This is a genomic window from Acidovorax sp. GW835-FHT14B10, from assembly GCF_058793725.1.
On sequence record NZ_JBXAGC010000024.1, the window covers coordinates 1 to 24,070 of the forward strand.

The 24,070-nt window shown below is 64.5% G+C and carries 21 protein-coding genes and 1 pseudogene; 13 read left to right on the plus strand and 9 right to left on the minus strand.

From position 1 onward, the window contains the following. Positions 1-74: 74 nt before the first annotated feature. From AC1Q5S_RS16700 to AC1Q5S_RS16740, 9 genes and pseudogenes are all read left to right on the plus strand, one after another. Positions 75-425 (plus strand): annotated as a pseudogene (locus tag AC1Q5S_RS16700) (dioxygenase family protein); the annotation flags it as partial. Between the two features lie 113 nt (positions 426-538). After that, positions 539-1,903, plus strand: a complete 1,365-nt coding sequence (locus tag AC1Q5S_RS16705) for a Rieske 2Fe-2S domain-containing protein (protein WP_422202796.1) — start codon at positions 539-541, stop codon at positions 1,901-1,903. Next, on the plus strand, positions 1,900-2,388 hold the full coding sequence (gene benB, locus AC1Q5S_RS16710) for a benzoate 1,2-dioxygenase small subunit (RefSeq protein ID WP_303834072.1): 489 nt from the start codon (positions 1,900-1,902) through the stop codon (positions 2,386-2,388). The genes AC1Q5S_RS16705 and benB overlap by 4 nt, the downstream gene beginning before the upstream one ends. 17 nt (positions 2,389-2,405) lie before the next feature. After that, positions 2,406-3,440: a benzoate 1,2-dioxygenase electron transfer component BenC gene (gene benC / locus AC1Q5S_RS16715; protein WP_303834070.1), complete on the plus strand. Its 1,035-nt coding sequence runs from the start codon at positions 2,406-2,408 to the stop codon at positions 3,438-3,440. 14 nt (positions 3,441-3,454) lie between these two features. Continuing rightward, entirely contained in the window at positions 3,455-4,231 is a 777-nt protein-coding gene (locus tag AC1Q5S_RS16720) for a 1,6-dihydroxycyclohexa-2,4-diene-1-carboxylate dehydrogenase (RefSeq protein WP_303834068.1), read from the plus strand. A 77-nt stretch (positions 4,232-4,308) separates the two neighbouring features. Next, positions 4,309-5,685, plus strand: a complete 1,377-nt coding sequence (locus AC1Q5S_RS16725; RefSeq protein ID WP_422202795.1) for an MFS transporter — start codon at positions 4,309-4,311, stop codon at positions 5,683-5,685. Between the two features lie 248 nt (positions 5,686-5,933). Next, positions 5,934-7,097 (plus strand): benzoate/H(+) symporter BenE family transporter, encoded by a 1,164-nt coding sequence (locus AC1Q5S_RS16730; protein ID WP_303834066.1) that lies wholly within the window; start codon positions 5,934-5,936, stop codon positions 7,095-7,097. Positions 7,098-7,527: 430 nt separating this feature from the next. Continuing rightward, complete coding sequence (gene ypfJ, locus AC1Q5S_RS16735; protein ID WP_422202794.1) at positions 7,528-8,400, plus strand: KPN_02809 family neutral zinc metallopeptidase; 873 nt, start codon at positions 7,528-7,530, stop codon at positions 8,398-8,400. A 213-nt stretch (positions 8,401-8,613) separates the two neighbouring features. Then, on the plus strand, positions 8,614-10,098 hold the full coding sequence (locus tag AC1Q5S_RS16740) for a DEAD/DEAH box helicase (RefSeq protein WP_303834061.1): 1,485 nt from the start codon (positions 8,614-8,616) through the stop codon (positions 10,096-10,098). A 111-nt stretch (positions 10,099-10,209) separates the two neighbouring features. On the opposite strand, the gene AC1Q5S_RS16745 is transcribed toward AC1Q5S_RS16740, so the two are convergent. The 8 genes from AC1Q5S_RS16745 to AC1Q5S_RS16780 all read right to left on the minus strand — a co-directional run bounded on the left by AC1Q5S_RS16745 (position 10,210) and on the right by AC1Q5S_RS16780 (position 19,577). After that, on the minus strand, positions 10,210-10,866 hold the full coding sequence (locus AC1Q5S_RS16745) for a nitrous oxide reductase accessory protein NosL (protein ID WP_422202793.1): 657 nt from the start codon (positions 10,864-10,866) through the stop codon (positions 10,210-10,212). Positions 10,867-10,870: 4 nt separating this feature from the next. After that, on the minus strand, positions 10,871-11,464 hold the full coding sequence (locus tag AC1Q5S_RS16750) for a nitrous oxide reductase accessory protein NosL (RefSeq protein ID WP_422202792.1): 594 nt from the start codon (positions 11,462-11,464) through the stop codon (positions 10,871-10,873). After that, positions 11,461-12,276, minus strand: a complete 816-nt coding sequence (locus AC1Q5S_RS16755) for an ABC transporter permease (protein ID WP_303834055.1) — start codon at positions 12,274-12,276, stop codon at positions 11,461-11,463. Before AC1Q5S_RS16755 ends, AC1Q5S_RS16750 begins: the two co-directional genes overlap by 4 nt. Before the next feature lie 29 nt (positions 12,277-12,305). Continuing rightward, positions 12,306-13,247 carry an ABC transporter ATP-binding protein gene (locus AC1Q5S_RS16760; protein WP_303834053.1) on the minus strand — a complete coding sequence of 314 codons (942 nt, stop codon included), beginning with the start codon at positions 13,245-13,247 and terminating at the stop codon, positions 12,306-12,308. Beyond that, entirely contained in the window at positions 13,222-14,499 is a 1,278-nt protein-coding gene (locus AC1Q5S_RS16765) for a nitrous oxide reductase family maturation protein NosD (RefSeq protein ID WP_303834051.1), read from the minus strand. The genes AC1Q5S_RS16760 and AC1Q5S_RS16765 overlap by 26 nt, the downstream gene beginning before the upstream one ends. Then, positions 14,496-17,117 carry a NosR/NirI family protein gene (locus AC1Q5S_RS16770; RefSeq protein WP_303834049.1) on the minus strand — a complete coding sequence of 874 codons (2,622 nt, stop codon included), beginning with the start codon at positions 17,115-17,117 and terminating at the stop codon, positions 14,496-14,498. Before AC1Q5S_RS16770 ends, AC1Q5S_RS16765 begins: the two co-directional genes overlap by 4 nt. Before the next feature lie 118 nt (positions 17,118-17,235). After that, a complete protein-coding gene (gene nosZ, locus AC1Q5S_RS16775) occupies positions 17,236-19,173 on the minus strand; it encodes a TAT-dependent nitrous-oxide reductase (protein ID WP_303834047.1) in 1,938 nt (645 codons plus the stop codon). 11 nt (positions 19,174-19,184) lie between these two features. Further along, on the minus strand, positions 19,185-19,577 hold the full coding sequence (locus AC1Q5S_RS16780) for a DUF2946 family protein (protein ID WP_492239109.1): 393 nt from the start codon (positions 19,575-19,577) through the stop codon (positions 19,185-19,187). 297 nt (positions 19,578-19,874) lie between these two features. Here AC1Q5S_RS16780 and AC1Q5S_RS16785 point away from each other — a divergent pair, with 297 nt between their 5' ends. Both AC1Q5S_RS16785 and AC1Q5S_RS16790 read left to right on the plus strand, forming a co-directional pair. Continuing rightward, positions 19,875-20,291 carry a c-type cytochrome gene (locus AC1Q5S_RS16785; RefSeq protein ID WP_303834045.1) on the plus strand — a complete coding sequence of 139 codons (417 nt, stop codon included), beginning with the start codon at positions 19,875-19,877 and terminating at the stop codon, positions 20,289-20,291. Between the two features lie 12 nt (positions 20,292-20,303). Further along, complete coding sequence (locus tag AC1Q5S_RS16790) at positions 20,304-21,344, plus strand: FAD:protein FMN transferase (RefSeq protein ID WP_422202790.1); 1,041 nt, start codon at positions 20,304-20,306, stop codon at positions 21,342-21,344. A gap of 12 nt (positions 21,345-21,356) precedes the next feature. Here AC1Q5S_RS16790 and AC1Q5S_RS16795 read toward each other — a convergent pair whose 3' ends face one another. Continuing rightward, positions 21,357-22,202 carry a symmetrical bis(5'-nucleosyl)-tetraphosphatase gene (locus tag AC1Q5S_RS16795; protein ID WP_303834042.1) on the minus strand — a complete coding sequence of 282 codons (846 nt, stop codon included), beginning with the start codon at positions 22,200-22,202 and terminating at the stop codon, positions 21,357-21,359. A 24-nt stretch (positions 22,203-22,226) separates the two neighbouring features. On the opposite strand from AC1Q5S_RS16795, the gene AC1Q5S_RS16800 reads away from it, so the two are divergent. Both AC1Q5S_RS16800 and AC1Q5S_RS16805 read left to right on the plus strand, forming a co-directional pair. Continuing rightward, positions 22,227-23,531 (plus strand): hemolysin family protein, encoded by a 1,305-nt coding sequence (locus tag AC1Q5S_RS16800; protein ID WP_303834040.1) that lies wholly within the window; start codon positions 22,227-22,229, stop codon positions 23,529-23,531. 126 nt (positions 23,532-23,657) lie between these two features. Beyond that, the gene (locus AC1Q5S_RS16805; protein ID WP_303834038.1) at positions 23,658-23,945 is read left to right on the plus strand and encodes an H-NS histone family protein; all 288 of its coding nucleotides are present in this window, start codon (positions 23,658-23,660) and stop codon (positions 23,943-23,945) included. Positions 23,946-24,070: the final 125 nt, after the last annotated feature.

Consider the following 24,070-nt stretch of genomic DNA (forward strand, 5'->3'; position numbering starts at 1 on the left):
TAAACAGCGCTTGGCAGATTACTCAAGCCCTGCAGTGTCGTTGGATTTGACTCTATTTTTTAGATGCGATTGCCCTGCCCAAGGGCTACGGCTGCCCACCCGACGGCCCCACGCAAGCCCTGCTGAACCAGCTGGGTCGCCACGGCAACCGCCCTGCGCACATCCACTTCTTCGTGACGGCGCCCGGCCACCGCAAGCTGACCACGCAGATCAATATCGACGGCGACCCGCTGGTGAACGATGACTTCGCCTACGCCACCCGCGAAGGCCTGGTGCCGGCCCTGGTCGAGCGCACCGATGCCGCCAGCATGAAGGCGCAGGGCGTGGACGGCCCGTTTGCCGAGATCGTCTTTGACTTCACGCTCAGCGCGTTGGTCAACGGCGTGGACAACCAACTCGTGGACCGCCCACGCCTGGCGGCCTGATCCACCGCGGCCGGGCGCCCCGCCACCCGGCCGATCCCGCTCCCTTTTGCTTTCTCCCCTGCACTGCCGCGCCAAGCGCAGCAGGGGACAGCTGCACCCTGAGGAACCCCACCATGAACACCACCGCTACCACAGCCGAGCGCCCTGATGTTGAAGCCCTGATCGAAGGCGCTCTGCAGGACGACAAGGAAAACGGCGTCTTCCGCTGCCGCCGAGACATCTTCACGGACCCTGAAATCTTCGCGTTGGAGATGAAGCACATCTTCGAAGGCAACTGGGTCTACCTGGCGCACGAAAGCCAGATCCCCGAGATCAATGACTACTTCACCACGTACATCGGCCGCCAGCCCATCGTCATCACACGGGGCAAGGACGGCCAACTCAACGCCGTGATCAACGCCTGCGCCCATCGCGGCGCCATGCTGTGCCGCAAGAAGCATGGCAACAAGGGCAGCTTCACGTGTCCCTTCCATGGCTGGACCTTCAACAACACCGGCAAGCTGCTCAAGGTCAAGGACGAGAAGACCACCGAGTACCCGGTGCAGTTCAACAAGAACGGCTCGCACGATCTCAAGAAAGTGGCACGCTTTGAAAGCTACAGGGGCTTCCTGTTCGGCAGCCTCAACCCCGATGTGCAGCCGCTGCAGGATTTCCTGGGTGAAACCAAGGTCATCATCGACCAGATCGTGAACCAGGCGCCTGAAGGCCTGGAAGTGCTGCGCGGCAATTCCTCCTACATCTACGACGGCAACTGGAAGCTGCAGATGGAAAACGGCTGCGATGGTTACCACGTGAGCTCGGTGCACTGGAACTATGCGGCCACCATGGGCCGCCGCAAGGAAGGCGACACCAAGGCCGTGGATGCCAACGGCTGGAGCAAGAGCGTGGGTGGCGTGTACGGCTTCGAGAACGGCCACATCCTGCTGTGGACCAACACCATGAACCCCGAGGTGCGCCCGGTCTACAACCGCCGCGAGGAGCTCAAGGAGCGCCTGGGTGAAGACAAGGCCGAGTTCATCGTCAGGCAGACCCGCAACCTGTGCCTGTACCCCAACGTGTACCTGATGGACCAGTTCTCCACGCAGATCCGCGTGACACGCCCCATCAGCGTGGACAAGACCGAGATCACGATCTATTGCTTCGCCGTCAAGGGCGAAAGCCCAGAAGACCGTGCCACCCGTATCCGCCAGTACGAGGACTTCTTCAACGTGTCGGGCATGGGCACGGCCGATGACCTGGAAGAGTTCCGCTCGTGCCAGAACGGTTATGCCGGCAAGGCCGCACCGTGGAACGACCTGAGCCGCGGCGCCCCGCTGTGGATCGAGGGGCCCGACGAGAACGCCCGCAAGATGGGTCTCAACCCCCTTCTGAGCGGTGAGCGCAGCGAAGACGAAGGCCTGTTCGTGTGCCAGCACGAATACTGGGCGCAGGAGATGCGCAAGGCCGTGGCACAGGAGCGCAAGGGAGAAGCAGCATGAACGCCGACTACAACGCCATCTGCACATTCCTGTACCACGAAGCCCGCCTGCTGGACGACCGCCAGTGGGACGAATGGCTGGCGCTGCACGCCGAGGATGTCGAGTACTGGATGCCCGCCTGGGACGATGACGACCGCCTGACCGAAGACCCCCAAAGCCAGATCTCGCTGATCTACTACCCCAACCGCAACGGGCTGGAAGACCGGGTGTTCCGCATCAAGACCGAGCGCTCCGGCGCATCCATGCCCGAGCCACGCACCTGCCATGCCGTGCAGAACGTGGAGGTGCTGGACGACCGTGGCGATGCAGTGGACGTGCGCTACAACTTCCACACACTCAGCCACCGCTACAAGGCCACCGACGAGTTCTTCGGCACCATGTTCGTCACGCTGCGGCGCGTGGAAGGCCGCCTTCGCATCGCCCGCAAGAAGATCGTTCTGAAGAACGACTACATCCGTCAGGTGATTGACGTGTACCACGTCTGAGCGGCCAGGAGACCACAATGAGCAGCTATCGTATTGCCCTGAATTTCGAAGACGGGGTGACCCGCTTCATCACCTGCGACGCCCAGGAGAAAGTGCTGGACGCCGCTTTTCGCCAGCGCATCAACCTGCCCATGGATTGCTCGGACGGCGTGTGCGGCACCTGCAAGTGCCGCGCCGAGAGCGGCACCTATGACCTGGGCGACGACTACATCGAAGACGCGCTGACGGCCGAGGAGGCCGGGCAGCGGCTGGTGCTGACCTGCCAGATGGTCCCCCGTTCCGATTGCGTGATTGCGGTGCCGGTGCCCTCCACGACCTGCAAGACGGGTACGGCGAAGTTCAGCGGCACGGTGGCGGGCGTGGAACGCTACAGCGACTCCGCCTATGAGCTGGCACTGGAGGTGCCCGAGGATGCCCCGGCTTTCCTGCCCGGGCAGTACGTCAACATTGGCGTGCCCGGCAGCGGGCAGCACCGCTCGTACTCGTTCAGCTCGGCCACCGGTGCGAGCCGCATGACGTTCCTGATCAAGCAGGTACCCGAGGGCCTGATGAGCAGCTGGCTCACCAGCGCCCAGGCCGGCAGCAAGCTGGAGATGACCGGCCCGCTGGGCAGTTTCTACTTGCGCCCGGTCACGCGGCCGCTGCTGTTCCTGGCCGGTGGCACCGGTCTGGCGCCCTTCCTGTCGATGCTGGAGACGCTGGCGCAGCAGGGCTGTATCCAGCCCATCCACATGCTGTATGGCGTGACACGCGACCAGGACCTGGTCATGGTGGACCGCCTGGAGGGCTATGCGCGCCGCATTCCGGGCTTCACGTTCGGCACCTGTGTGGCTGATGCCTCCACCTCGCACCCGCACCAGGGCTACGTGACGGACCACATGGCGCCTGCCGCATTGCACGACGGCAATGTCGATGTGTACCTGTGCGGCCCGCCCCCCATGGTGGACGCCGTGCAGCGCCACTTCAAGGCGGCGGGCATTGCCCCTGCGAGCTTTCACTATGAAAAGTTCACCCCCACCCAGGTGCAGACCGCAGCACCGGTGGCGGCGTGACCGAGGAGCGACCCATGCACAAGCGATTCGAAGGCAAGGTGATGCTGATCACCGGAGCCGCACAAGGCATTGGTGAACGTGTGGCAGAGCGGGCGGCACAAGAGGGCGCCACGCTGGCCCTGGTGGACCGTTCCCCCCTGGTGCACGGACTGCGCGACAGGCTGGCCGAGACCACCCGCGTGATCGCCATCGAGACCGACCTGGAAAAGTTCGAGGGTGCGCTGCAGGCCGCGGAGGCCACGCACAAGGCCTTTGGCCGCATCGACGTGCTGGTGAACAACGTGGGCGGCACCATCTGGACCAAGCCCTACGAGCACTACAGCCCCGATGAAATCGAGGCCGAGGTGCGCCGCTCGCTGTTTCCCACGCTGTGGGGCTGCCGCGCCGTGCTGCCCTACATGCTCAAGAAGAAAAAGGGGGCCATCGTCAACGTGTCGTCCATCGCCACGCGAAGCGTCAACCGCGTGCCCTATGGCGCAGCCAAGGGTGGCGTGAACGCGATGACTGCCTGCCTGGCCTTCGAGAACGGCGAGCGCGGCATCCGCATCAATGCGGTGGCCCCCGGCGGCACCGAGGCCCCGCCCCGCCGCATTCCGCGCAACACCGCCAAGCAAAGCAAGAAAGAGCAGGCTTGGTACCAGCAGATCGTGGACCAGACCGTGGACAGCACGCTCATGAAGCGCTACGGCACGTTGGATGAGCAGGCATCCGCCATCTTGTTCCTGGCGTCGGACGAATCGTCCTACATCACCGGTACGGTCATCCCTGTTGGCGGTGGCGACCAGGGCTGATTGTGCTGCACGCGGGTGTCACACCGCTTGTCGGCCGGTGTGTTGAGTGCGTGCCCATCTTTTTTGAGGAGACACATATGAAAACAATCGAAATCAACCCCATCATCGACAACGCCCGTTTCACCCGCTTCCATGGGATGGTGGTGGCGCTGTGCGCATTGCTGCTGATTTTTGACGGCTACGACCTGTTCATTTACGGCGTGGTGCTGCCCGCACTGATGTCCGAGTGGGCTCTGACCCCGGTGCAGGCGGGAGCGCTGGGCAGCTACGCGCTGTTCGGCATGATGTTCGGCGCCTTCATCTTCGGCCCGCTGGCCGACCGCATTGGCCGCAAGAAAGGCATCGCGATCTGCTTCGTGATGTTCAGCCTCGCCACTTTCCTCAACGGCTTTGCCAAGACGCCCGCCGAGTTCGGCATCTACCGCTTCATTGCCGGGCTGGGCTGCGGCGGCCTCATGCCCAATGCCGTGGCGCTGATGAACGAGTACGCACCCAAGCGCGCCCGCAGCACGCTGGTGGCGCTGATGTTCAGCGGGTACTCATTGGGCGGCATGCTCTCGGCCGGGCTGGGCATTTACGTTCTGCCGCGTTTTGGATGGCAGGCCATGTTCCACGCCGCCGCTGTGCCCCTGCTGCTGTTGCCGCTGATCATGTGGAAGCTGCCGGAGTCCGTGGGTTTTCTCGTGCGCCAGGGCAAGGACAAGGAGTCCCGGGACATGCTGGCCCGTGTCAACCCCGACGTGAAGATCGACGCCGGCGCAACCCTGGTATCCACGGATGCCAAGGGTGTCGGGGTTCCGATGCTGGACCTGGTCAAGGACGGGCGCGCTGCAGGCACCATCATGATCTGGCTGGCATTCTTCTGCTGTCTGCTCATGGTCTATGCCTTGGGCTCGTGGCTGCCCAAGCTCATGGCGGGTGCCGGCTACAGCCTGGGTTCGAGCCTGTCGTTCCTGCTGGCACTGAACTTCGGCGGGATGGCGGGTGCGATTGCCGGTGGCTGGCTGGGCGACCGCTTCAGCTTGCCCAAGGTGGTGGTGGCATTCTTTGCCGTGGGCACGGTGGCGATTGCGCTGCTGGGTTTCAACAGCCCCATGCCCGTTCTTTATCTGCTGATCACCATTGCCGGCGCCACCACCATCGGCACCCAAATCCTGCTGTATGCCAACACGGCCCAGTTCTACCCGTTGCAGATGCGTTCCACGGGGCTGGGCTGGGCGTCCGGCGTGGGCCGAACAGGGGCTATCGTGGGGCCTTTGCTGGGCGGCTCGTTGATGGCAGCGGCGCTGCCATTGAAAATGAACTTCCTGTTCTTTGCCGTGCCTGGCTTGATCGCGGCGTTGGCCATGGGGGTGTTCAGCCTGCGCTGCGCCGGCAGCGTCCATCCAACCCGTGCAAACCCTGTCACCCGCCAGGCTCCACTCCACGCCCTGCGTGCCGAGCAAACGCGTTGATTCGAGGAGCGGCGGTAACGTGTGGCCCAGCCGCCCGCCTGGTCGACGCCCCGCATTGCAAGCGAGGGGGGTACGGTTTGCCTGGCGGCCCATCCCCTCGCACGCATCCGCAGGCGTGGCAAGCGGCGCTGGATTGCATGGACAGAGTCCTTGTGCTTTGGTCGGGGTACCGTCCATGCCGCAGCGACGCCGACACACCAGGCGCCCTCATCGATCCCATCGGCATGCTTGGTGCTGAGAGGTAAACCATGGCATTCAAGGACTGGTCCATCACGGCCTGGACGGCCGGATTTCTGGCGGTTCTGATTTCGTACGCAGGACCCCTGCTCATTTTCATCCAGGCAGCGCAGGTGGGCCATGTCTCCAGTGCGGAACTGACTTCCTGGATCTGGGCCATTTCCATGGGGGCTGGCGTGAGCGGCCTGTTGCTGAGCTGGTGGCTCAGGATGCCGATCATCACGGCCTGGTCCGCGCCGGGGTCGGCATTGCTGCTGGGCTTTTTCCCAGCGATGCCCGAGCTGGTGGGCGCGTACCTGACGGCGGCGGTCATTGTCATGTTCATCGGCGTCACCGGCTATTTTGAGAAGATCGTGAACCTGATTCCCAAGGGCGTCGCAGCGGGCATGATGGCCGGCATTCTGTTCCAGTTTGGCACCCAGACTTTTCGGGCCAGCATGGACGCGCCTGTCGTGGTGTTCGCCATGCTGGTGGCGTACCTGGCCATCAAGCGGCTGTGGCCGCGCTACAGCGTCGTGGCGGTGGCCTTCACCGGTTTTGTGGTGGCCTGGACCATGGGAAAGACCGACCTGCAGGCCGTGGACCTGGCGCTTGCCAGACCGGTGTTTTTCATGCCCCGGTTCGATCTTGGCGTCTTTCTGAGTTTTACATTGCCTCTGGTGTTGGTCAGTCTGACGGGGCAGTACCTCCCCGGCATGGCGGTGTTGCGGCTGGCGGGCTACCAGGTTCCTGCCAGGGCGGTGGTGACCGGGACCGGGGCGGCCTCGCTGCTTGTGGCGTGCTTTGGTGGTATTTCCGTGGTTTTGGCCGCCATTACCGCGGCGCTGTGCACTGGCAGGGATGCACATGCAGACGCAGACAAACGGTATGTTGCCGGCATCGCCAATGGCGTCTTCTACCTGGTGGGGGGGACCTTTGCGGGTGCCATTGTGCAGATGTTCACCGCATTCCCCCCCGCCTTGATTGCCGCGCTGGCCGGGCTGGCGCTGACCGGCGCCATTGTCTCCAATATCCGCCTGCTGGTGGGTGAGGAGGCTTGCATCGAGCCGTCCGTCATCGCCTTCCTGGCGACGGCGTCGGGTATGTCGCTGTTCGGCTTGGGGGCTGCATTCTGGGGCGTGGTGTTTGGCCTGGCGTCTTACTGGCTGCTCCCTGCTCGCGCAGTGGTTCGCTGACCACGGCCTGCGCCAAGGCGCCCACGCTGCAGGCGGCGTTTGCCGGCACATCGCCCTCGGATGCCGCAGCCGTGCGCACCGAGCTGTCCCGCAGCAGTGCGGCGATTTCGCCGGCCAGGTCATTTCACCCAAGGTGCAAAGCGGTCTGCGAAGCGTTGAGCGTGCCGCTTGAGCAGACCGTGCCATGGGGATACTGCGTACACTTCAGGGGACTGAAAGAGTAATGCCTGCGCAGTGCACCCACGCGGCGGGTTCGGCGGTGAACGTGCGGCCGGCTTGGTGTGCTGTAGAAGCGGGTGCTGGCTTGTCCTTGGGCCATGGGGGCCTCCGCTGATGGCGGGAGGCATGGCGCCGTCGCTGGTTCAGGGGACGGTGCCAGATGGGGCCTGGGTCTGCCGGGCGCAGGGACAACACAGACAGGAGCTGCAGCATGAAATGGGAAGGCAATCGCGAGTCCGACAACGTGGAAGACCGCCGCAGCGGTGGCGGCGGGATGCCCGTGTCCGGGGGGCGCAGCATCGGCATTGGCACCATCGTCATTGCCTTGCTGGGGGGCTGGGCACTGGGCATCAACCCGCTCACCATCCTGAGCCTGCTCAGTGGTGGCGGCGCGCCCACGGCGCAGGTGCAGCAGGGCCCCGCCCAGCGCCCGCCCGCCGATGACAGCATGGGGCGTTTTGTCTCGACCGTGCTGGCCGACACCGAGGATGTCTGGCAGGCGCTCTTTCGCCAGGGCGGTGGCACCTACCAGGAGCCACGCCTGGTGCTGTTTCGGGGTGCCACGCCCACGGCGTGTGGCACGGGCCAGTCCGCCATGGGGCCTTTTTATTGCCCGGCCGACCAGAAGGTCTACATCGATCTCGGGTTTTACGAAACGCTCAAGAACCGCCTGGGCGCGCCAGGCGATTTTGCCCAGGCCTATGTCATTGCCCACGAGGTGGGCCACCATGTGCAGAACCAGCTGGGCATCAGCGCCAAGGTGGACCAGATGCGTGGCCGCGTGAGCCAGGCCGAATACAACGCCCTGTCGGTGCGGCTGGAGTTGCAGGCCGACTGCTTTGCCGGCGTGTGGGCGCACCACGCACAGAATGCACGCCAGATTCTGGAACAGGGTGACGTGGAAGAGGCCATGAACGCCGCCGCCAAGATCGGCGACGATGCCCTGCAGCGCTCCAGCGGTGGTGCCGTGGTGCCGGAAAGCTTTACGCACGGCAGCAGCGTCCAGCGCCAGCGCTGGTTCAACAATGGATTACAGAACGGCAGCGTCAAGGGCTGCGACACGTTTTCCAGCCGCAATCTCTGATTGCCTGGGGTATGGTGTGGGCGCCGCCGGGGCGCCTTTCGTGCGGGCGTGAAAATTCTAAAAAACAAGCGGTAGCGCTTATGGGTAAAGCGCTGAAGGCTATAAAAAATATAGCTTTTGATGGAGGCCCGTGACCGTGCCCTGCTGCCGTCGTGCAGGGGCAACGCTCAAAATTACGCCTATTGGGCCACCGGTGCGACAATAGCGGGCTAAATGACAAGTTCTTTTTCCAATCTATCGCTGGCCGAGCCGCTGGCGCGCGCCGTGGCCGAAATGGGCTACGAGTCCATGACGCCCATCCAGGCGCAGGCCATTCCGGTGGTGCTCACCGGGCAAGACGTGATGGGCGCTGCCCAGACGGGCACCGGCAAGACGGCGGCCTTTTCGCTGCCCCTGCTGCAGCGCCTGCTCAAGCACGAGAGCAGTTCCACCTCTCCCGCCCGCCACCCGGTGCGCGCCCTGGTGCTGCTGCCCACGCGGGAGCTGGCCGACCAGGTGGCCCAGCAGATTGCGCTGTACGCCAAATACACCAAGCTGCGCAGCACCGTGGTGTTTGGCGGCATGGACATGAAGCCCCAGACCATCGAGTTGAAAAAGGGCGTCGAGGTGCTGGTGGCCACGCCGGGCCGTCTGCTCGACCACATCGAGGCCAAGAACGCGGTGCTCAACCAGGTTGAATATGTGGTGCTCGACGAGGCCGACCGCATGCTGGACATCGGCTTCCTGCCCGACCTGCAGCGCATCCTGAGCTACCTGCCCAAGCAGCGCACCACGCTGCTGTTCAGCGCCACGTTCTCGCCCGAGATCAAGCGCCTGGCCGGCAGCTACCTGCAAAACCCCATCACCATCGAGGTGGCACGTCCCAACGAAACGGCCTCCACGGTGGAGCAGCGCTTTTACAGCGCCACTGACGATGACAAGCGCCGCGCCATCCACCAGGTGCTCAAGACGCGTGGCATCAAGCAGGCGTTCATCTTCGTGAACAGCAAGCTCGGCTGCGCACGCCTGGCCCGCAGCCTGGAGCGCGAAGGCCTCAAGACCGCCGCCCTGCACGGTGACAAGAGCCAGGACGAGCGTCTGAAGGCCCTTGAAGCCTTCAAGAGCGGCGAGGTCGATCTGCTGGTCTGTACCGACGTGGCGGCGCGCGGCCTGGACATCAAGGATGTGCCAGCGGTGTTCAACTTCGATGTGCCGTTCAACGCCGAAGACTATGTGCACCGCATCGGCCGCACGGGCCGTGCGGGCGCATCGGGTCTGGCGGTCACCCTGGTGTCGGGCAGCGATGCCCGTCTGGTGGCCGACATCGAGAAGCTGCTCAAGACCAAGCTCGATATCGAGGCCCTCGAATACGACGAAGACCGGCCCAAGGGCCGCATCAATGACGGCCGCCGTGCCTGGCGTGAAGCGGGCGAAACGGGTGACCCGCGCGACGGGATTCCCCCGCCGACGCTGCGCGAGCGCAGTGAGCGCCGCGAACCCCGCGAGCCGCGTGAAAACTACCGGGGCTTTCGTCCGGCAGTGGCCTCGCGCGACCCGTTCTTCGAGAAACCGTACGAGGCGAGCAGTACCACCGCAGCACCCGCCTGGGAGGCCGCAGCCAAATCGCCCACGCGCAGCAGCGTGTCGGCCAACATCAAGCCCAAGCGCAAGGTGGCGGCGCTGTTCAAAGCCGTGCAGCCGGAAACCTCCGACCAGTGATCCCCTGGCCGGGCCGTGTTGCAGGCCTGGGATGCACCGCGAAACCGGTCTGCCGCTTTGTTGAAAATAGATCGTTAGTGCTTATTCAGCAAGCGCTGCGCGCTATCAAAATTACTTTGCCAACGGTGGTTGGTGCGCACGGTGGTCCACACTGCGCCCGGGTGCCAGCCGCTCCAGCACGGCGCCATCGACACTCCCAAAGGCGATCACACGCCCGTCCCGCTGGCCGGCAAAGCGCCGTGCCGCCTCGGCCGAGGCGAATGCGGGCAGGTTGCCCGCACGCATGGGCCCGCGGGCGGACGAGCCGTCCACATACATTGCTGTGTCGGCGGCAATCCAGGTGCTCGTCTCCGTGTCGGTGACATAGCGGGCCACCAGGTCCTGCGCCGTGCGCCCCGGGCTGTACTGCCCCACGTTGGCCAGGTACTGGAACAGGCTCAGCGGGGAATCAAAAAAATGCGCATCCCCATTGGCGAAGATGGTCTGTGCCGCCCATTGGGGCGATCGGGCAGGGTACATGCCGCACACCGGGCAGCGCGCATCTGGGGGGATGGCGCGGGGCGCACCCAGCGGCTGGCCGGGGGCGGAATCGAACGGTGTGGGCGGTGCCACCACGCAGACATCGTCGGGCAGCGGCTGCCCTGCTGCACGATCGCCTGCGCCCGGTGGAGAAAACTCCCACGCTGCGGCGCCAGCCAGCGCGCCCGCCGACGCCAGCCCGGCGAGCAGTGCCTGGCGTCGGGTATGGGACTGTCGCAGCGCGTGCATGGGCTTACATGCGGGTATCGTGCAGGGCGCCACCGCTCAGGTCAACCATGTCGGCCGTGACCTCGGCAAAACGCAGCACCTTGCCACCATATTCGGCCGCGAATTTCTGGGCGTCGGCCTCCAGGGCAAAGCTGCCGATGGTGGGCCCCATCGAGCCATGGCGCTTGCCGCCCACCACGTAGATGGCGGTTTTGGCGTCGATCCAGTGGCCCTGGGGGGCATTCCAGTCGGCCTGGCCCATGTCCTGCACATACACCGCCTGCACGGTGCGCACCTGCTCGCCCGCCAGCAAGGTGCTGAAGAGTTCGACGGTGTCGCAGAAGAAGGAGGGTTTTTCCTGGCCCGCAAAGCGCACCTGGGCCTTGGGGCCCGGGTAGTCGGCCAGCAGCATGCCGTCGAGCTCGCAGCTGGTGGATCGGTCGATCTCCACCGGCGCCAGGGCCTGCGCGGTGCTGGACGGGTCCTTGCAACCGGACAGGGTGCCCAGGCCCAGCGCACCCAGCGAGGCCAGGGCGGCCCAGCCGAGCAGTTGGCGCCGCACGCCATCGGCGGTGCCGGCACCGGTGTGGCGGCGGCAGGAGCACAGATAAGTGGTCATGGTTTGAATCTCCAGCTTGCCAGGCCCAGTGGCACCACGATCCAGCCCACCATCACGGCCCCCATGAGCCAGGGCTTGGCCAAGGCTTCGGGGACGATGGTGGTCAGGCCGTACAGGGTGCGCACGTCTTCCAGCGAGAACACGTTGAGGATGCGGAACACGTCTGCGGGGTTGAGCAGCAACAGATAGGCCATGGTCGCACCGCCATAGGCGCCGCCGGTGGCCACCAGGGCGCCCAGCAGCAGCAGATCGAACACCAGCACAAAGAAGAACCAGGTGGCGATGGCCAGGCCCGAGGCCCGCGTGCGCTCGCGTGCCAGCACCGACAGCAGCACGGCCATGCTCAGGAATGCCAGGCCCAGCAGCACCGAGCTGAGCATGAAGCCACCGTAGTGGAACATGCCCGCCCAGCTGAACTGCCGGTACAGCAGCACGGCCACCAGGCCGAAGCCCGCCAGGGTCGAGAGGGTGAGTGCTGCGGCCAGGCCCAGGTACTTGCCCAGCAGCAGCTCCAGCCGCGTGATGGGCAGCGACAGCAGCAGGTCGAGCGAGCCGCGCTCGCGCTCGCCCACGATGGCGTCGAAGCCCAGCAGCAGCGCGATCAGCGGGATCAGGTAGATCACCAGGCTGACCAGGCTGGCAATGGTGAATTCGACGGAGCGAAAGCCCACCGTGCCCTGCTGTGCACCGCCAAAGTAGGCAATGGCCAGCGAGAACACGGTGAACACGAGGGCCACCGCCAGCACCCAGCGGTTGCGCATGCGGTCGCGAAACTCTTTCGCGGCGATGGTGAAGATCTGTGTCAGTTCCATGGGGGATCTTGAATCGGTACGGCGCCCGGTCAGCCGGAGAAACCGAAGAAAACGTCTTCGAGCGAGGGCTCATGGATGTGCAGGTCCCGCACGCGTGCGCCAAATGGCGCCAGCGCGCCCAGCACGGCCATCTTGGCGTCGCGCGGGCAACCCAGGTCCAGCCCGACGGGGGAGGGGGTCGTGGTGATGCCGGGCAGTTGCGCCAGGACCTGGGCCACGGGCGCGCGGTCGGCCTCTGCCAGCGTCAGTGCAAAGGTCAGCGGCATCTGCGTCTGCTCGCGCAGGGCCTGCACGCTGCCCAGCGCCTGCAGCTTGCCCGTGGCCAGAATGGCCAGCCGGTCCACGCGTTCCTGCAGCTCGGCGAGGATGTGCGAGGTGATGACAATGGTCACGCCCTCGGTCTGCAGCGTGCGCAGCGTGGCATAAAAATCGCGGATGGCCTGCGGGTCCAGGCCGTTGGTGGGCTCGTCGAGCAGCAATACGCGCGGGGTGCCGAGCAGTGCCTGGGCAAACCCCAGGCGCTGGCGCATGCCCTTGGAGTATTCGCGCACGGCCCGGTGTGCGGCCTGTGCCAGCCCCACGCGGTCCAGCAGCACCGGGCATTGCTGCAGTGGCGCGCCCTTGAGCCGGGCGAAGAAATGCAGCGTCTCCAGGCCGGTCAGGTTGTCATACAGCACCACGTTTTCCGGCAGGTAACCCAGGTGGCGGCGTGCGGCGCGAAAGCCACGTCCATGCACCGAGGCCCCGCTCACGAGGATTTCGCCCCGGGTGGCGGGCACCAGGCCCAGGATCATCTTGAACAGCGTGCTCTTGCCGGCGCCGTTGTGGCCGATCAGGCCAAAAATCTCGCCGCGCTCCACGCGCAGGTCGATGCCGTCCACGGCGTGCAGCGCGCCGTAGTGCTTGAGGGCACCGCGCACTTCGATCGCGGGAGGGTCGGAGGGGTCAGCGTTGTGAGGGTTGCGTGTCACGCCAGTGGCTCCGTTGGGGGTGGTTGGGCTGCATGCGGGGCTTGGGGTCCACCACGGTGGGTACGCGCAGCACGGGGAATTGCTGGCCCACCAGGCGCAGGGCCTGCACGGCGGGGCTTGCCAGCAGCAGCTTGATGGTGGGATGGCGCCAGGTCAGGCGGTCCACCATGTCGTTGGCTTCGTAGGGCACGTCGCCCATGCCGTTGCCGTCGCGGTCCCAGCCCAGGTAGTTGCTCCAGTAGTTGCCGCGTTGTGTGCCCCAGCGCTCATCGCGGGCACCCACATAGCGGATCTGCTCGCGATTGCCGACGAAGTCGTTGCCCTCCACCGCATTGCGGGTGGAGCCCGCCGACAGGTGCACCCCCACGGCATTGCCTGTCACCAGGTTGTCCTTGAGCTGGATGTATTCGACGTCGTAGATGAAGAAGCCACGGCCGTTGTCCGCCACGACATTGTTCTCGATCACCGAGTCCTGCATGGTGCGCAGCATGATTCCATGGTCCGAGTTGCCCCAGGCGCGGTTGTTGCGCACCACCTGGTCGCGCACTTCCATCAGCGCCAGGCCGCCCCGGTTCAGGTAGGTGTCGTTGTCTTCCCACAGGTTGTAGTAGGAGTTCATGTAGTGCGTGCCGTAGCGGCTGTGGTGCAGCTTGTTGCCCCGGAAGATGGCGTGGTGCGATACATCGATGTAGAGGGCATCGCGCACGAAGCTGATCTGGTTGTTCTCGATGCGCGCGCCCTTGGTGTTGTACAGCTGCACGCCATTGCCGCGCTGCGACGAGTTGACATCGCGCAGCCCGGTGATGGTGTTGGACAGCACCTGCACGTCGTTGGACTTCTCGATCCACAGGCCGAACAGGTTGTAGGTGAGATCGCAGTGGCGCACCACGGCACGGTGCGCGCCGGGGTAGATGTAGATGCCGGCGTTCTGGTCCTTGAGGTTGGTGCCCGAGTCGCGCACGATGAGACCCTCGATCACCACGTCGGGGGCGGTGACGCGGATGGTGTCGCCCTGGGCGCCCCCGCTGATGGTGGGCCGGTCCAGGCCGCGCAGGGTCAGGGGTTTGTCGATCCGCAGGTTGGCGCGGTACAGGCCGCGCGCCACTTCGATCACGTCACCCGGCTGTGCCTTGGCCACCGTGGCGGCCAGGTCGTCGCCGGGGCGCACGCTCAGGGTGGCGGCCTGGCAGGCTCCGGCGATGAGCAGTGCCAGGGCCAGGCTTAAATGGGTCAAGTGGGTCAATATCTTCATGCGATGAGCCAGCCCAGGGCCTTGAGCACCAGGAACAGCGCAGCGCCAATCATCAGGTTCTTGAATCCCACATAGCTCATCATATCCATCACACCGGCGACGCGGTACTGGTCACGCCACCAGGGGCCGTCTTTCACGTAGCGGCGGCCGGACAGGCGGATCAGCACCTCGTAGACGCTCCAGCCAAACCACCAGCCGATGATGGCGCCCGAGGACAGATGGCCCAGCGCCCCCTGCACCCAGGCGAAGGTGGCGGCAATGGCCAGCGCCAGACCGGCGACCTGCAGCGCGCGCTGGCTGTTCCAGCCCTCGCGGCTCCAGGGCCACAAGTGGTCGCGCAGCTCCAGCCACAGCCAGGCGATCAGGCCCACATCCCTCTTGTGCGCAGGCAGGGTGCGGTCGGTAGGCATGCGCGGATCGACCCCGTCCCTGGCCTTGGGGGATATCTGGTCTTGCACCGTGGCCGGGTGGATCGGGATGAAGTAGCCGTTGGCGCCAATGGGTGTGATCTCCAGACCGTCTTTTTCGCGGCGCTTGCGCTCCTTGGCCAGGGGCGGGCAGCCCTTGGTGTCGGTGTACAAAATCATGCAATCCAGGCAGTGCAGGCACTCGCGGTGGTCGATGCGGCCGTCGGCATCAATGGCCTGTGCACCGCAGCCCACGGCGCAGGCCTTGCAGCTGTTGCAGTCCTGCTTGCGCTTGAGGCCAAACCAGCGGAAGGTGCTGGGCATGGCCAGCGATGCCCCCAGCGGGCAGATGTATTTGCAGTACGGCCGCTCGATGAAGAGGGACACACCCAGAATGGCGGCCACGAACAGGCCGTAGGGCCAGGCGCGGTTCATCACCCCGACCAGGAAGGTGGTCTTGAAGGGTTCGACCTCGGACAGTTTTTCGGCCAGGCCCATGGAGAACATGGACACGGTAAGCAAGAAGAAGAAAACGGCGTACTTGATCCACTTCAGGCGGTCATGCCACTTCTGCGGCAGCTGGGTCTGGAAGCGCTTGAGGCCCAGCGCCCGGGCGATCTTGTAGACGGCTTCCTGCAGCGAGCCGAACGGGCACATCCAGCCGCAGAACAGACCGCGGCCAAACAGGAACGCCGTGACGATGATGAAGATCCAGAACAGGAAGATGAACGGGTCGGACAGGAACAGCGACCAGGTCCACTGGAACAGCAGCGCGTGGAACCACGTCAGCACCTGCGTGATGGAGGGCTGGGCCATGTAGCCAAAGCCCACCCAGAAGATGCTGATGGCCCAGAACGTGTACTTGAAACCGTTGACCGGCCACTTGTTCTTGTGCGTTGACAGGCGCGTGAGCTTTTCGCGCAAGGCATAAACCACCGTGACGGCCGCCAGCAGAAGGATGAACAGGGAAATGGGCAGCGCCTGTGACTTCCAGATGCGCACCCAGGGGGCAGCCGGTTCCTCGACCTTGGGGCGACCACCTTCCAGGCTGCTGGCGGGCAGCCAGTACTTGGACTCGAACACCGCAAAACTGCGGTGGCCCGTGGCGCGGTCCACCCGGTTGCCCAGGAAGGCCAGCTTCCAGGGGTAGGCGGCAGAGAACGCATGCGAGCGGATGATGAAGATGGCCGATTCGGCATAGCGCGGCGCGCCCTCTGCCTCCAGGCCGTAGAGGTTGTACGAGTCCAGGTCACGGAAGGTGAAGGAATCCGCCCCCTGCTTGACCTGCACGCGGTCGTAGATGCCACCGCGCACGAAGCCCGAGCCCTTGAAGGATTCCTGGCCCCCCGTCTTGATGATGAACAGCGCGTTCTCGCCCTCCTTCAGGCGCGAGCGCAGGCTGTCAAAGCCGCGGTCACCCAGGAGGCTGCGGGCAAAGTCGGGGTGGTTCAGGTCGCCAAACCACAGTTCGATGAAGGGCTCGGGGCCGCGCGGCAGGCCCACCTGCTCGGGCTTGACGAGCAGCTGCTGCACCGTGCCCATTTTCACGAGCTGCGCCCAGTCGTACCTCTGGCCGGTGGCGACGAAGCGCGCGGGCTCGCGCACGGTGGGCGCGATGATGCCGGCCTGGCGCGCCACGGCGGCGCCCGAGGTCATGACCACCTGGTTTTGCGCCACCACGGTGACGGTGGCGCCGGAGATGGCATCCAGGCCGATCACGTTCTCGTCGGGGCGCGAGGGGCCGACCTCGATGGTGTCGACCACCGACTTGCCGATGTACTGGTTGTTGAAGTTGATGAGGGCCGATTCGGGAATGCCCAGCAGCAGGATGGGCTCGGAATGCTTGAGCACCTTTACGCCGACGAAATGGCCCTGGGTGTCCATGCCGATCAGCGTGACCACCGGCTTGCCCGAATAGGCGGGCGTGTCGGTGATGTCGGTGGACAGCATCACATAGCCCAGCAGCTTTTTCTGGGCCGAGTCGCTGTCGTAGGCCTCGACGTAGGGCGGCTGGCCCTTGCGGTCGGAAAAATGCGTGGCACCCGGAAAGACCTCGGCACAAGGCAGCAGCGAGCACATGGCGGGCGTGCTGGCCAGGTTGTCAGGCAGCTCCGCCTCGTAGGCACTGGCATGTGCGCGCGGCGCCAGAAGGGCCAGCGCCATGAACAGTGCAAAACAGAAGGCTGCGAACCGTGGACCGAGGGAGGGCATAAATACTATCCAAACAATAACAGGCACCGGTTGGTGTGCCCGCATTACAGGCCTAATTGGCTCAAAACCCCTGGGTGGAGCCCATGCCACGGGCATGGCCACACAGGGGTGTTTTTCCTCAGGCCTCGACGATCATGCGCGTGCGCATCTCCAGGTGCAACGCATGGCAGAAGGTGGAGCAGTAGGCCCAGAACACGCCGGGCTTGTCGGCAATGAAGGTTACCGACTTGGTCTCCAGCGGGTTGATCACGAACTGGATGTTGTACTTGGGCACAGCGAAGCCGTGCGTCAGGTCTTCGATCTTGTCGAGATTCGTCAGGATCAGCGTGACTTCATCGCCCTTCTTCACCGTGAATTCACGCAGGCTGAAGGCAGGCGCCTGGGAGGTGAGCTTCACCGTGACCTTCTTGCCGTTGCGGAAGACACCGGATTCCTTGGCGTCCTTGACGGCCAGGGGGAACTCGTTCAGGTCATAGACCTGCTTGGGCTTGACGATGTCGCGCTTGAAGATGATGAAGTCGTGGGGCTCGCCGCGCACCGGGTGGTCGGCCATCAGCACCATCTTGTCGCCCGAGATGTCGATCAGCTGCTCGTTCTCGGGGTGGAAGGGGCCCACCGGCAGGAAACGGTCCTTGGAGAACTTGCAGCCCACGGCGAGGTACTTGCCATCGGCGGCGACGGTCTCGGAGTGCGTGGCGTTGATGTGGCCGGGCTGGTAGTGCACGTCCAGGCGGTCTACCACGTACTTGGCGTTCTTGTCGCCCGCATGGAATTTGATGGCTGCTTCCACGTTCCACTTGACCACCTGGCTGTCCAGGAACAGCGTGGTGTAAGCGTTGCCGCGGCCGTCGAAGGCGGTGTGCAGCGGGCCCAGGCCGATTTCAACCTCGGCGACGATGGCGCCGTCGACTTTTTCCATCTTGCCGTCGAACCAGTCCAGCACCTTCGCCAATTCGATCACGGTGGCCGTGGGCGACAGTTTGCCGGCGCAGATGAAGTACTTCTGATCGGGGCTGGCGTTCACGCCGTGGGGGTTCTTGGGCACGCTCACATAGGCGGTGAGGGCCGTCTTCGGGTCCTTGTTGGCCTCGCGGGTGCCATCCACCACCGGCACCTTGGACGAGCCGACGGTCTTGAACTTGCCGGCCTTCACGGCCTCTTCGATGCGGGCAATGTTGAAGAACAGGCAGGCGTCGCGCTCGGCCGACATCATGTCTTCGTAGTGCACGCCGTTTTCGACGTTGTACTGGTTGGTGGCTGCCAGCTTGCCATCGTAGGACGTGGCGGTCAGGTCGCAGTTGCCGTCGATCAGCACCTGCCAGCGCATTTCCATGGTCTCGGCATCCACGCAGCTGAACATCGAGCGGTACTTCTCGGGTGCGTTCACGTCCTTGCCATCGTTGGGCAGGGGAATGGCGAATTCAGCGCCGCAGAACACTCGCGTGGTGTAGTTGATGGCCGGATCGACCGGATCGCGCTTGTCGGGGAAGATGCCGTGGAAGCCCTGCACGTTGGGCAGCTCGGTGATCTTGTCGCAGATGAAGTAATCGAGGCGGATGCGCGCGATGCGGCTGTTGATCTTGTCGTTGACCCAGGCGTAGCGGCCGTCGTAGTTGCCGTCCTTGTAGGAACCATGCAGGTGGTGGGTGTCGGCCACCGTGTAGCGCAGGCTGCCGTCGGCCTTGGTGCCCATGACGGCCTTGGATTCATTGGTGATGCCCCAGCCCACCAGCGCATCGGGCACGAAGCAGGGGATGCGCAGAAGCTCGCGGCCGGAAGGCAGGCCCAGCACGCGAACGTCGCCGTTGTGGCCGCCGCTCCACAGGCCGTAATAGGTATCGAGTTCACCGGGTTTGAGGTGTGTTGCATTCGCTCCACCGGAGTGGGCTGCAGCCGGTGCCGCGACAGGGCCCGACGCTGCTGCTGCGGGCGCATTGGCTGGCTTGTCATTGCAAGCTGCCACGCCGACGGTCAGGCCTGCCAGTGCGGCGGTATTGATGAAACGACGACGGCCGATACCGACGGTTTCTGGTTTGACTTCTCTCTTATCGCTCATGGTTCACCTCTTTAGGATTGGCTCGGAAAAAACGGGGGTGCCCGCGCCGGTGGCGGTGCTGCCGTGGCGGCAGGAGCGCGGGAAAAAGCAGGGAAAACGGGCTGGGCGGCGGTCGCAGGAGTTGCGGGCGGCAGCGCAAGCACGGTGTTGGGAGGTGCACCGCCCACAAGGCACAGGGGGCAGTGCAGTGCGTCAGCAGCGGCTTGTTCGACAGCTCCGTCGTCGGTGTGGAGGATGACCTTCGGGGCTCCGGAAGCGGAGCAGACGGTATCCAGCAACCGGGGCTGGACCATGGGCGCTGCAGTGGCCACGCCGAGCGACATCAGAAACCACGCCAAGACCCACCAACGGGATCGGATCAAGGCTGGACGAGGAATGCACATGGAGGTTGAATATAGATTCATTCAAAATGAATCAAATTGATCTATGTCAAATGATGACAACCGAAAGGACCGCTATTGTCAGGCTCTCGGGTCTATATTACGCATATTGCATGAACCATTGCATCCTTCTTATGATGCTTGCCAGGCACGCCGTTTCCGTGGGTGTGAATGAGGATCGGGTGCCTTGGAAAGTGTGAGCGAACCAAGCCGTTGGTCTGCGGGCCGGGGCGGCGCCTTGGTATCTATATGGCGTCATCGCCGTCCTTGCGGAGCCTTACCGCTTTTTCTTTTATTGACCTTCTGAACAGGAACAACCCCATGCAAAAACTATCTGGCCTGCTTGCCATCGCGGCAATCTCTTTGGCGCTCGGTGCCTGTGGCGACAAGAAATCGACGGAAGCGGCTGCGCCGGCTCCCGCACCCGCCCCGGCCGCGGCTCCTGCGCCGGCTCCGGCAGCAGCGCCCGCACCGGTGGCTGAGAACACGGTCGGCAAGAGCGTGTATGGCAAAACCTGTGCCTTGTGCCATGCCGCAGGCGTGGCAGGTGCTCCCAAGCCCGGCGACAAGGCCGACTGGGGTCCGCGCATTGCCCAGGGCAAGGACACGCTGTACAAGCATGCGATCGAGGGCTTCACGGGTGCCAAGGGCATGATGCCTGCGCGCGGCGGCGGCTCCACCCTGACCGACGACGAAGTGAAGGCCGCTGTGGACTACATGGCCGATCAGTCCATCTGACCGCGACGCGCCATGACATCCGCTGAATCGACGGTGTTCAGCCCGACCAGGCGCCGGATAGCCATGGCACTGCCCTTGCTGGGGTGTGTGTCGTGGGCTTCGGCGGCCCCGGTTTTCGGGGCGCCGCAACGGGGATCGCGGGCCCTCATGGGCACGCAGGTCGATATCGTGGCCGACGGTGGCGAAGCGCCCGAGCTGCGCCATGCCATCGACCGGACCTATGCTGAAATGGCCCGGTTGGAAGCGCTTTTCAGCCGCTACCGGCCTGACAGCGTAGTCAGCCGCATCAGCCGTGCTGCAGGCATCCAGCCCGTCGCGGTTCCGAGCGAAGTAATGGGCGTGCTGAAAACGGCGCAGCAGATGTTCCGGCTCAGCGGCGGTGCCTTTGACATCACGGTGGGCTCCCTCAAGGGCTGGAACTTTGAAGAAGGCCACCAGACTGTGCCTGCGGCGGGTGTGGTGGCCCGACAACGGCAACTGGTGGACGCGCGCCGCCTGGTGCTGGACGAGTCAGCGGGCACGGCCTATCTGACCCGGCAAGGCATGGCCCTGGACCTCGGGGGCATTGCCAAGCTGCCTATCCTCGAAGCCGGCATGCGGGTGTTGCGCCAGCAGGGCGTGGGCAATGCGCTCATCAACGGTGGTGGCGATGTCCTGGTGATGGGGCAGCTGCAGGGGCGTCCATGGCGCGTGGGCCTGCGTGATCCGCGCGCACCCGAGCGCCTGCTGGGAGCGCTCTCGGTGCAGGGTCCGGCGGTGGTGGCATCGTCCGGTGACTACGAGCGCTATTTCTTCGCGGCCGGCAAGCGGGCGCACCATATTCTGGATCCCCGCACGGGATACCCTACCGTCGGTGTGCACGGTGTCAGCCTGCTGGCGCGCGATGTGGCGCAAGTCAATGGGCTGGGCGCTGCCCTGATGGTGCAGGGCGCGCAGGCCGGGCAGGCACTGGTAGCGCGCCAGCCGGGGGTGGAGGCGCTGATGGTCGCGGGCGATGGCAGCGCGTGGTATTCCGCGGGCATGGCGGCCGCATTGGCGCGTGGGGCCGCCTGACGGGCGATTGCTTCAGGCGCCAGGGGCCTGCGCCTGCTCGCAGTGCACCTGCAGCAGTTCGCGCTCCTCCAGGGAGCCGCCAAAGCGCACCGCGCTCAGGCAGCCACCCCACACGCAGCCCGTGTCCAGGCCCAGGCAGTGGGGGCGGTTCAGCCAGCCCAGGGTGGACCAATGTCCGAACGCGACCAAGGTCTGGGCCGTACCGCGACCGGGCACGTCAAACCAGGGCATCAGCCCGGGGGGCGCCGCACTGGCGCTTTCGGTGCTTTCGAAATCCATCACCCCCTGTTTCGAGCAGAACCGCAGTCGCGTGAGTGCATTCACGACCACGCGCAGGCGGTCCGGTCCGGTCAGGGAGTCGTCCCAGTGGTCCGGGGTATTGCCGTACATCTGCTGCAGGAATGCGGGCAGATCGGCGCTGCGCAAGACGCGGTGCACTTCGTCGGCCAGATCCAGGGTTTGCGCGGCATTCCAGGAGGGCAGCACTCCTGCGTGCACCATCAGCAAAGGTTTCCCCCCGTGGTCATGCTGGCGGGCCAGCGGCTGCAGGCGCAGCCATTGCAGCAGCGCATCCCGGTCCGGGGCATCGAGCACATTGGCCAGTGTGTCGCGCCGCGAGGGTTTGCGGGCGCCATATGCGGTCGCCAGCAGGTGCAGGTCATGGTTGCCCAGCAGGGGGCGCAGGGCATCGCCGTGCGCCATGCAGCGGCGCAGCACGGCAGCGGAGTCGGGGCCCCGGTTGACGAGATCGCCCAGCAGGAAGGCGGTGTCGCGGCTCGCCGAAAAATCGATGAGATCCAGCAGGCGTCCCAATGCGCGGTCGCAACCCTGGATATCGCCAATACAGTAAAGTGCCATGGTGTTCTTCTTGCCTATTGATTCATGGATTTTCTGCTGATCACGCTGCTGACACTGCTCAATGGCGTGTTCGCCATGTCGGAACTGGCCTTGGCGTCCAGTCGCAAATCCCGGCTCGTTGCCATGGCAGAAGGCGGCGACAAGGGCGCGCGGGCGGCCCTGACCTTGCTCGACAATCCCACGCAGTTCCTGTCGTCGGTGCAAGTGGGCATTACCTCCATCGGCATGCTCAACGGCATTATTGGCGAGGCCGCTTTCAGTTACGACCTGGGCCTGTGGCTGCAGACCCTGGGGGCGCCAGAAGGCGCTGCCAGCGTGAGCGCCACGGCCATCGTGGTGACGGTGATCACCTTCATCACCATTGTGTTTGGCGAACTGGTGCCCAAGCGCATTGGCCAGCTTTACCCTGAAGCCGTCGCGCGTTTCGTGGCGCGCCCCATGACCTGGGTGGCCCAGGGCGCCAAGCCTTTCGTGCGGCTGCTGTCGCTGTCCACCCAGGGGGTGCTCAAGCTGCTGCGGGTGGACAACGATGCCGGTCGGATGGTGACCGAGGAGGAAATTGCCGCCAGCCTGGAGGAGGGGCGCGATGCGGGGGTGATCGAGCACCACGAGCACCAGATGGTGCAGAACGTGTTCCGTCTCGACGACCGGCCCCTGACCTCGCTGATGGTGCCGCGCACCGATGTGCAATGGCTCGATGCCGGCCTGACAGTGCTCGAAGGCCTGCGCATGGCGGGCACGGGCGGCGAGCATGGCGCCCACTCCTGGTACCCGGTGTGCCGCGCCTCCCTCGATGAAGTGGTGGGCGTGATCAGCGTGGCGCGCATGCTGGAACTGGGCCCCGAGGCACACGGAACCGTGGAGTCTTATGCGCAGCCTGCATCGTTCGTGCCCGAAACCCTGAGCGGCATGGAGTTGCTCGAACAGTTCCGCGCCCGGTCGGGCCGCATGGTCTTTGTGGTGGATGAATACGGCGTGGTGCAGGGCATCATGACGCCGCGTGATTTGCTGGAAGCCATTACCGGGGAATTGCAGCCGGGCGCATCGGCCGATGCCTGGGCAACCCTGCGCGACGATGGTACGTGGCTCCTGGATGGTTTGATGCCCGTGACGGAACTCAAGGCGCGGCTCGATATTCGGGATTTGCCTGAAGAAGACCGCGGCCGTTATAACACCCTGGCAGGCCTTTTGATGGCCGAATCAGGCCATTTGCCGGCAGTTGCAGAGCGCATTGCCTGTGCCGGGTGGATATTCGAAATCCTGGACCTGGATGGCAAGCGTATTGATAAGGTGCTCGCGCAACCCGATCAACCATTGGAGAGGAATTGAATATCCAGCGCCCTGCCAGTGTTGAAAAGTGCGGGTGAAATCAACCCCAATGCGACACGGTGTGCACAAATCCGCGCATTATTCCTATAATGCAGGCTCCTTCGCAATTACCTTTAATCACACACCATGTCCAGCTACAAAGAACTCCTGAAGCAGCGTGAAGACCTTGAGCGCAAGATCAATGAAGCCCGGCGCAACGAGCTGTCTGAAGCAGTTGCGCAGGTTCGCGCCCTGATTGCGGAGTTTGGCCTGACGGCGCAGGATGTTTTTCCCGCTGGCCGGGCACGCAGTGCCAGTGCTGGCTCCAAGGTGGCTCCCAAATACCGCAATCCCGCCACGGGTCAGACCTGGACCGGACGCGGCAAACCACCAAAGTGGATTCAGAACGAGAACCGCGAGCAGTTTGCGATTTAATCCAGGCTGCGTATGCGTCCATAAAAAGTCCGCCGATGCGGGCTTTTTTTATGGGCCATTCGCCGCGCCAGAATGAAGGGGCGCGGCGCCTTCTCCGGGTGCCAGCGCAGGGGCGCATTTCCCCG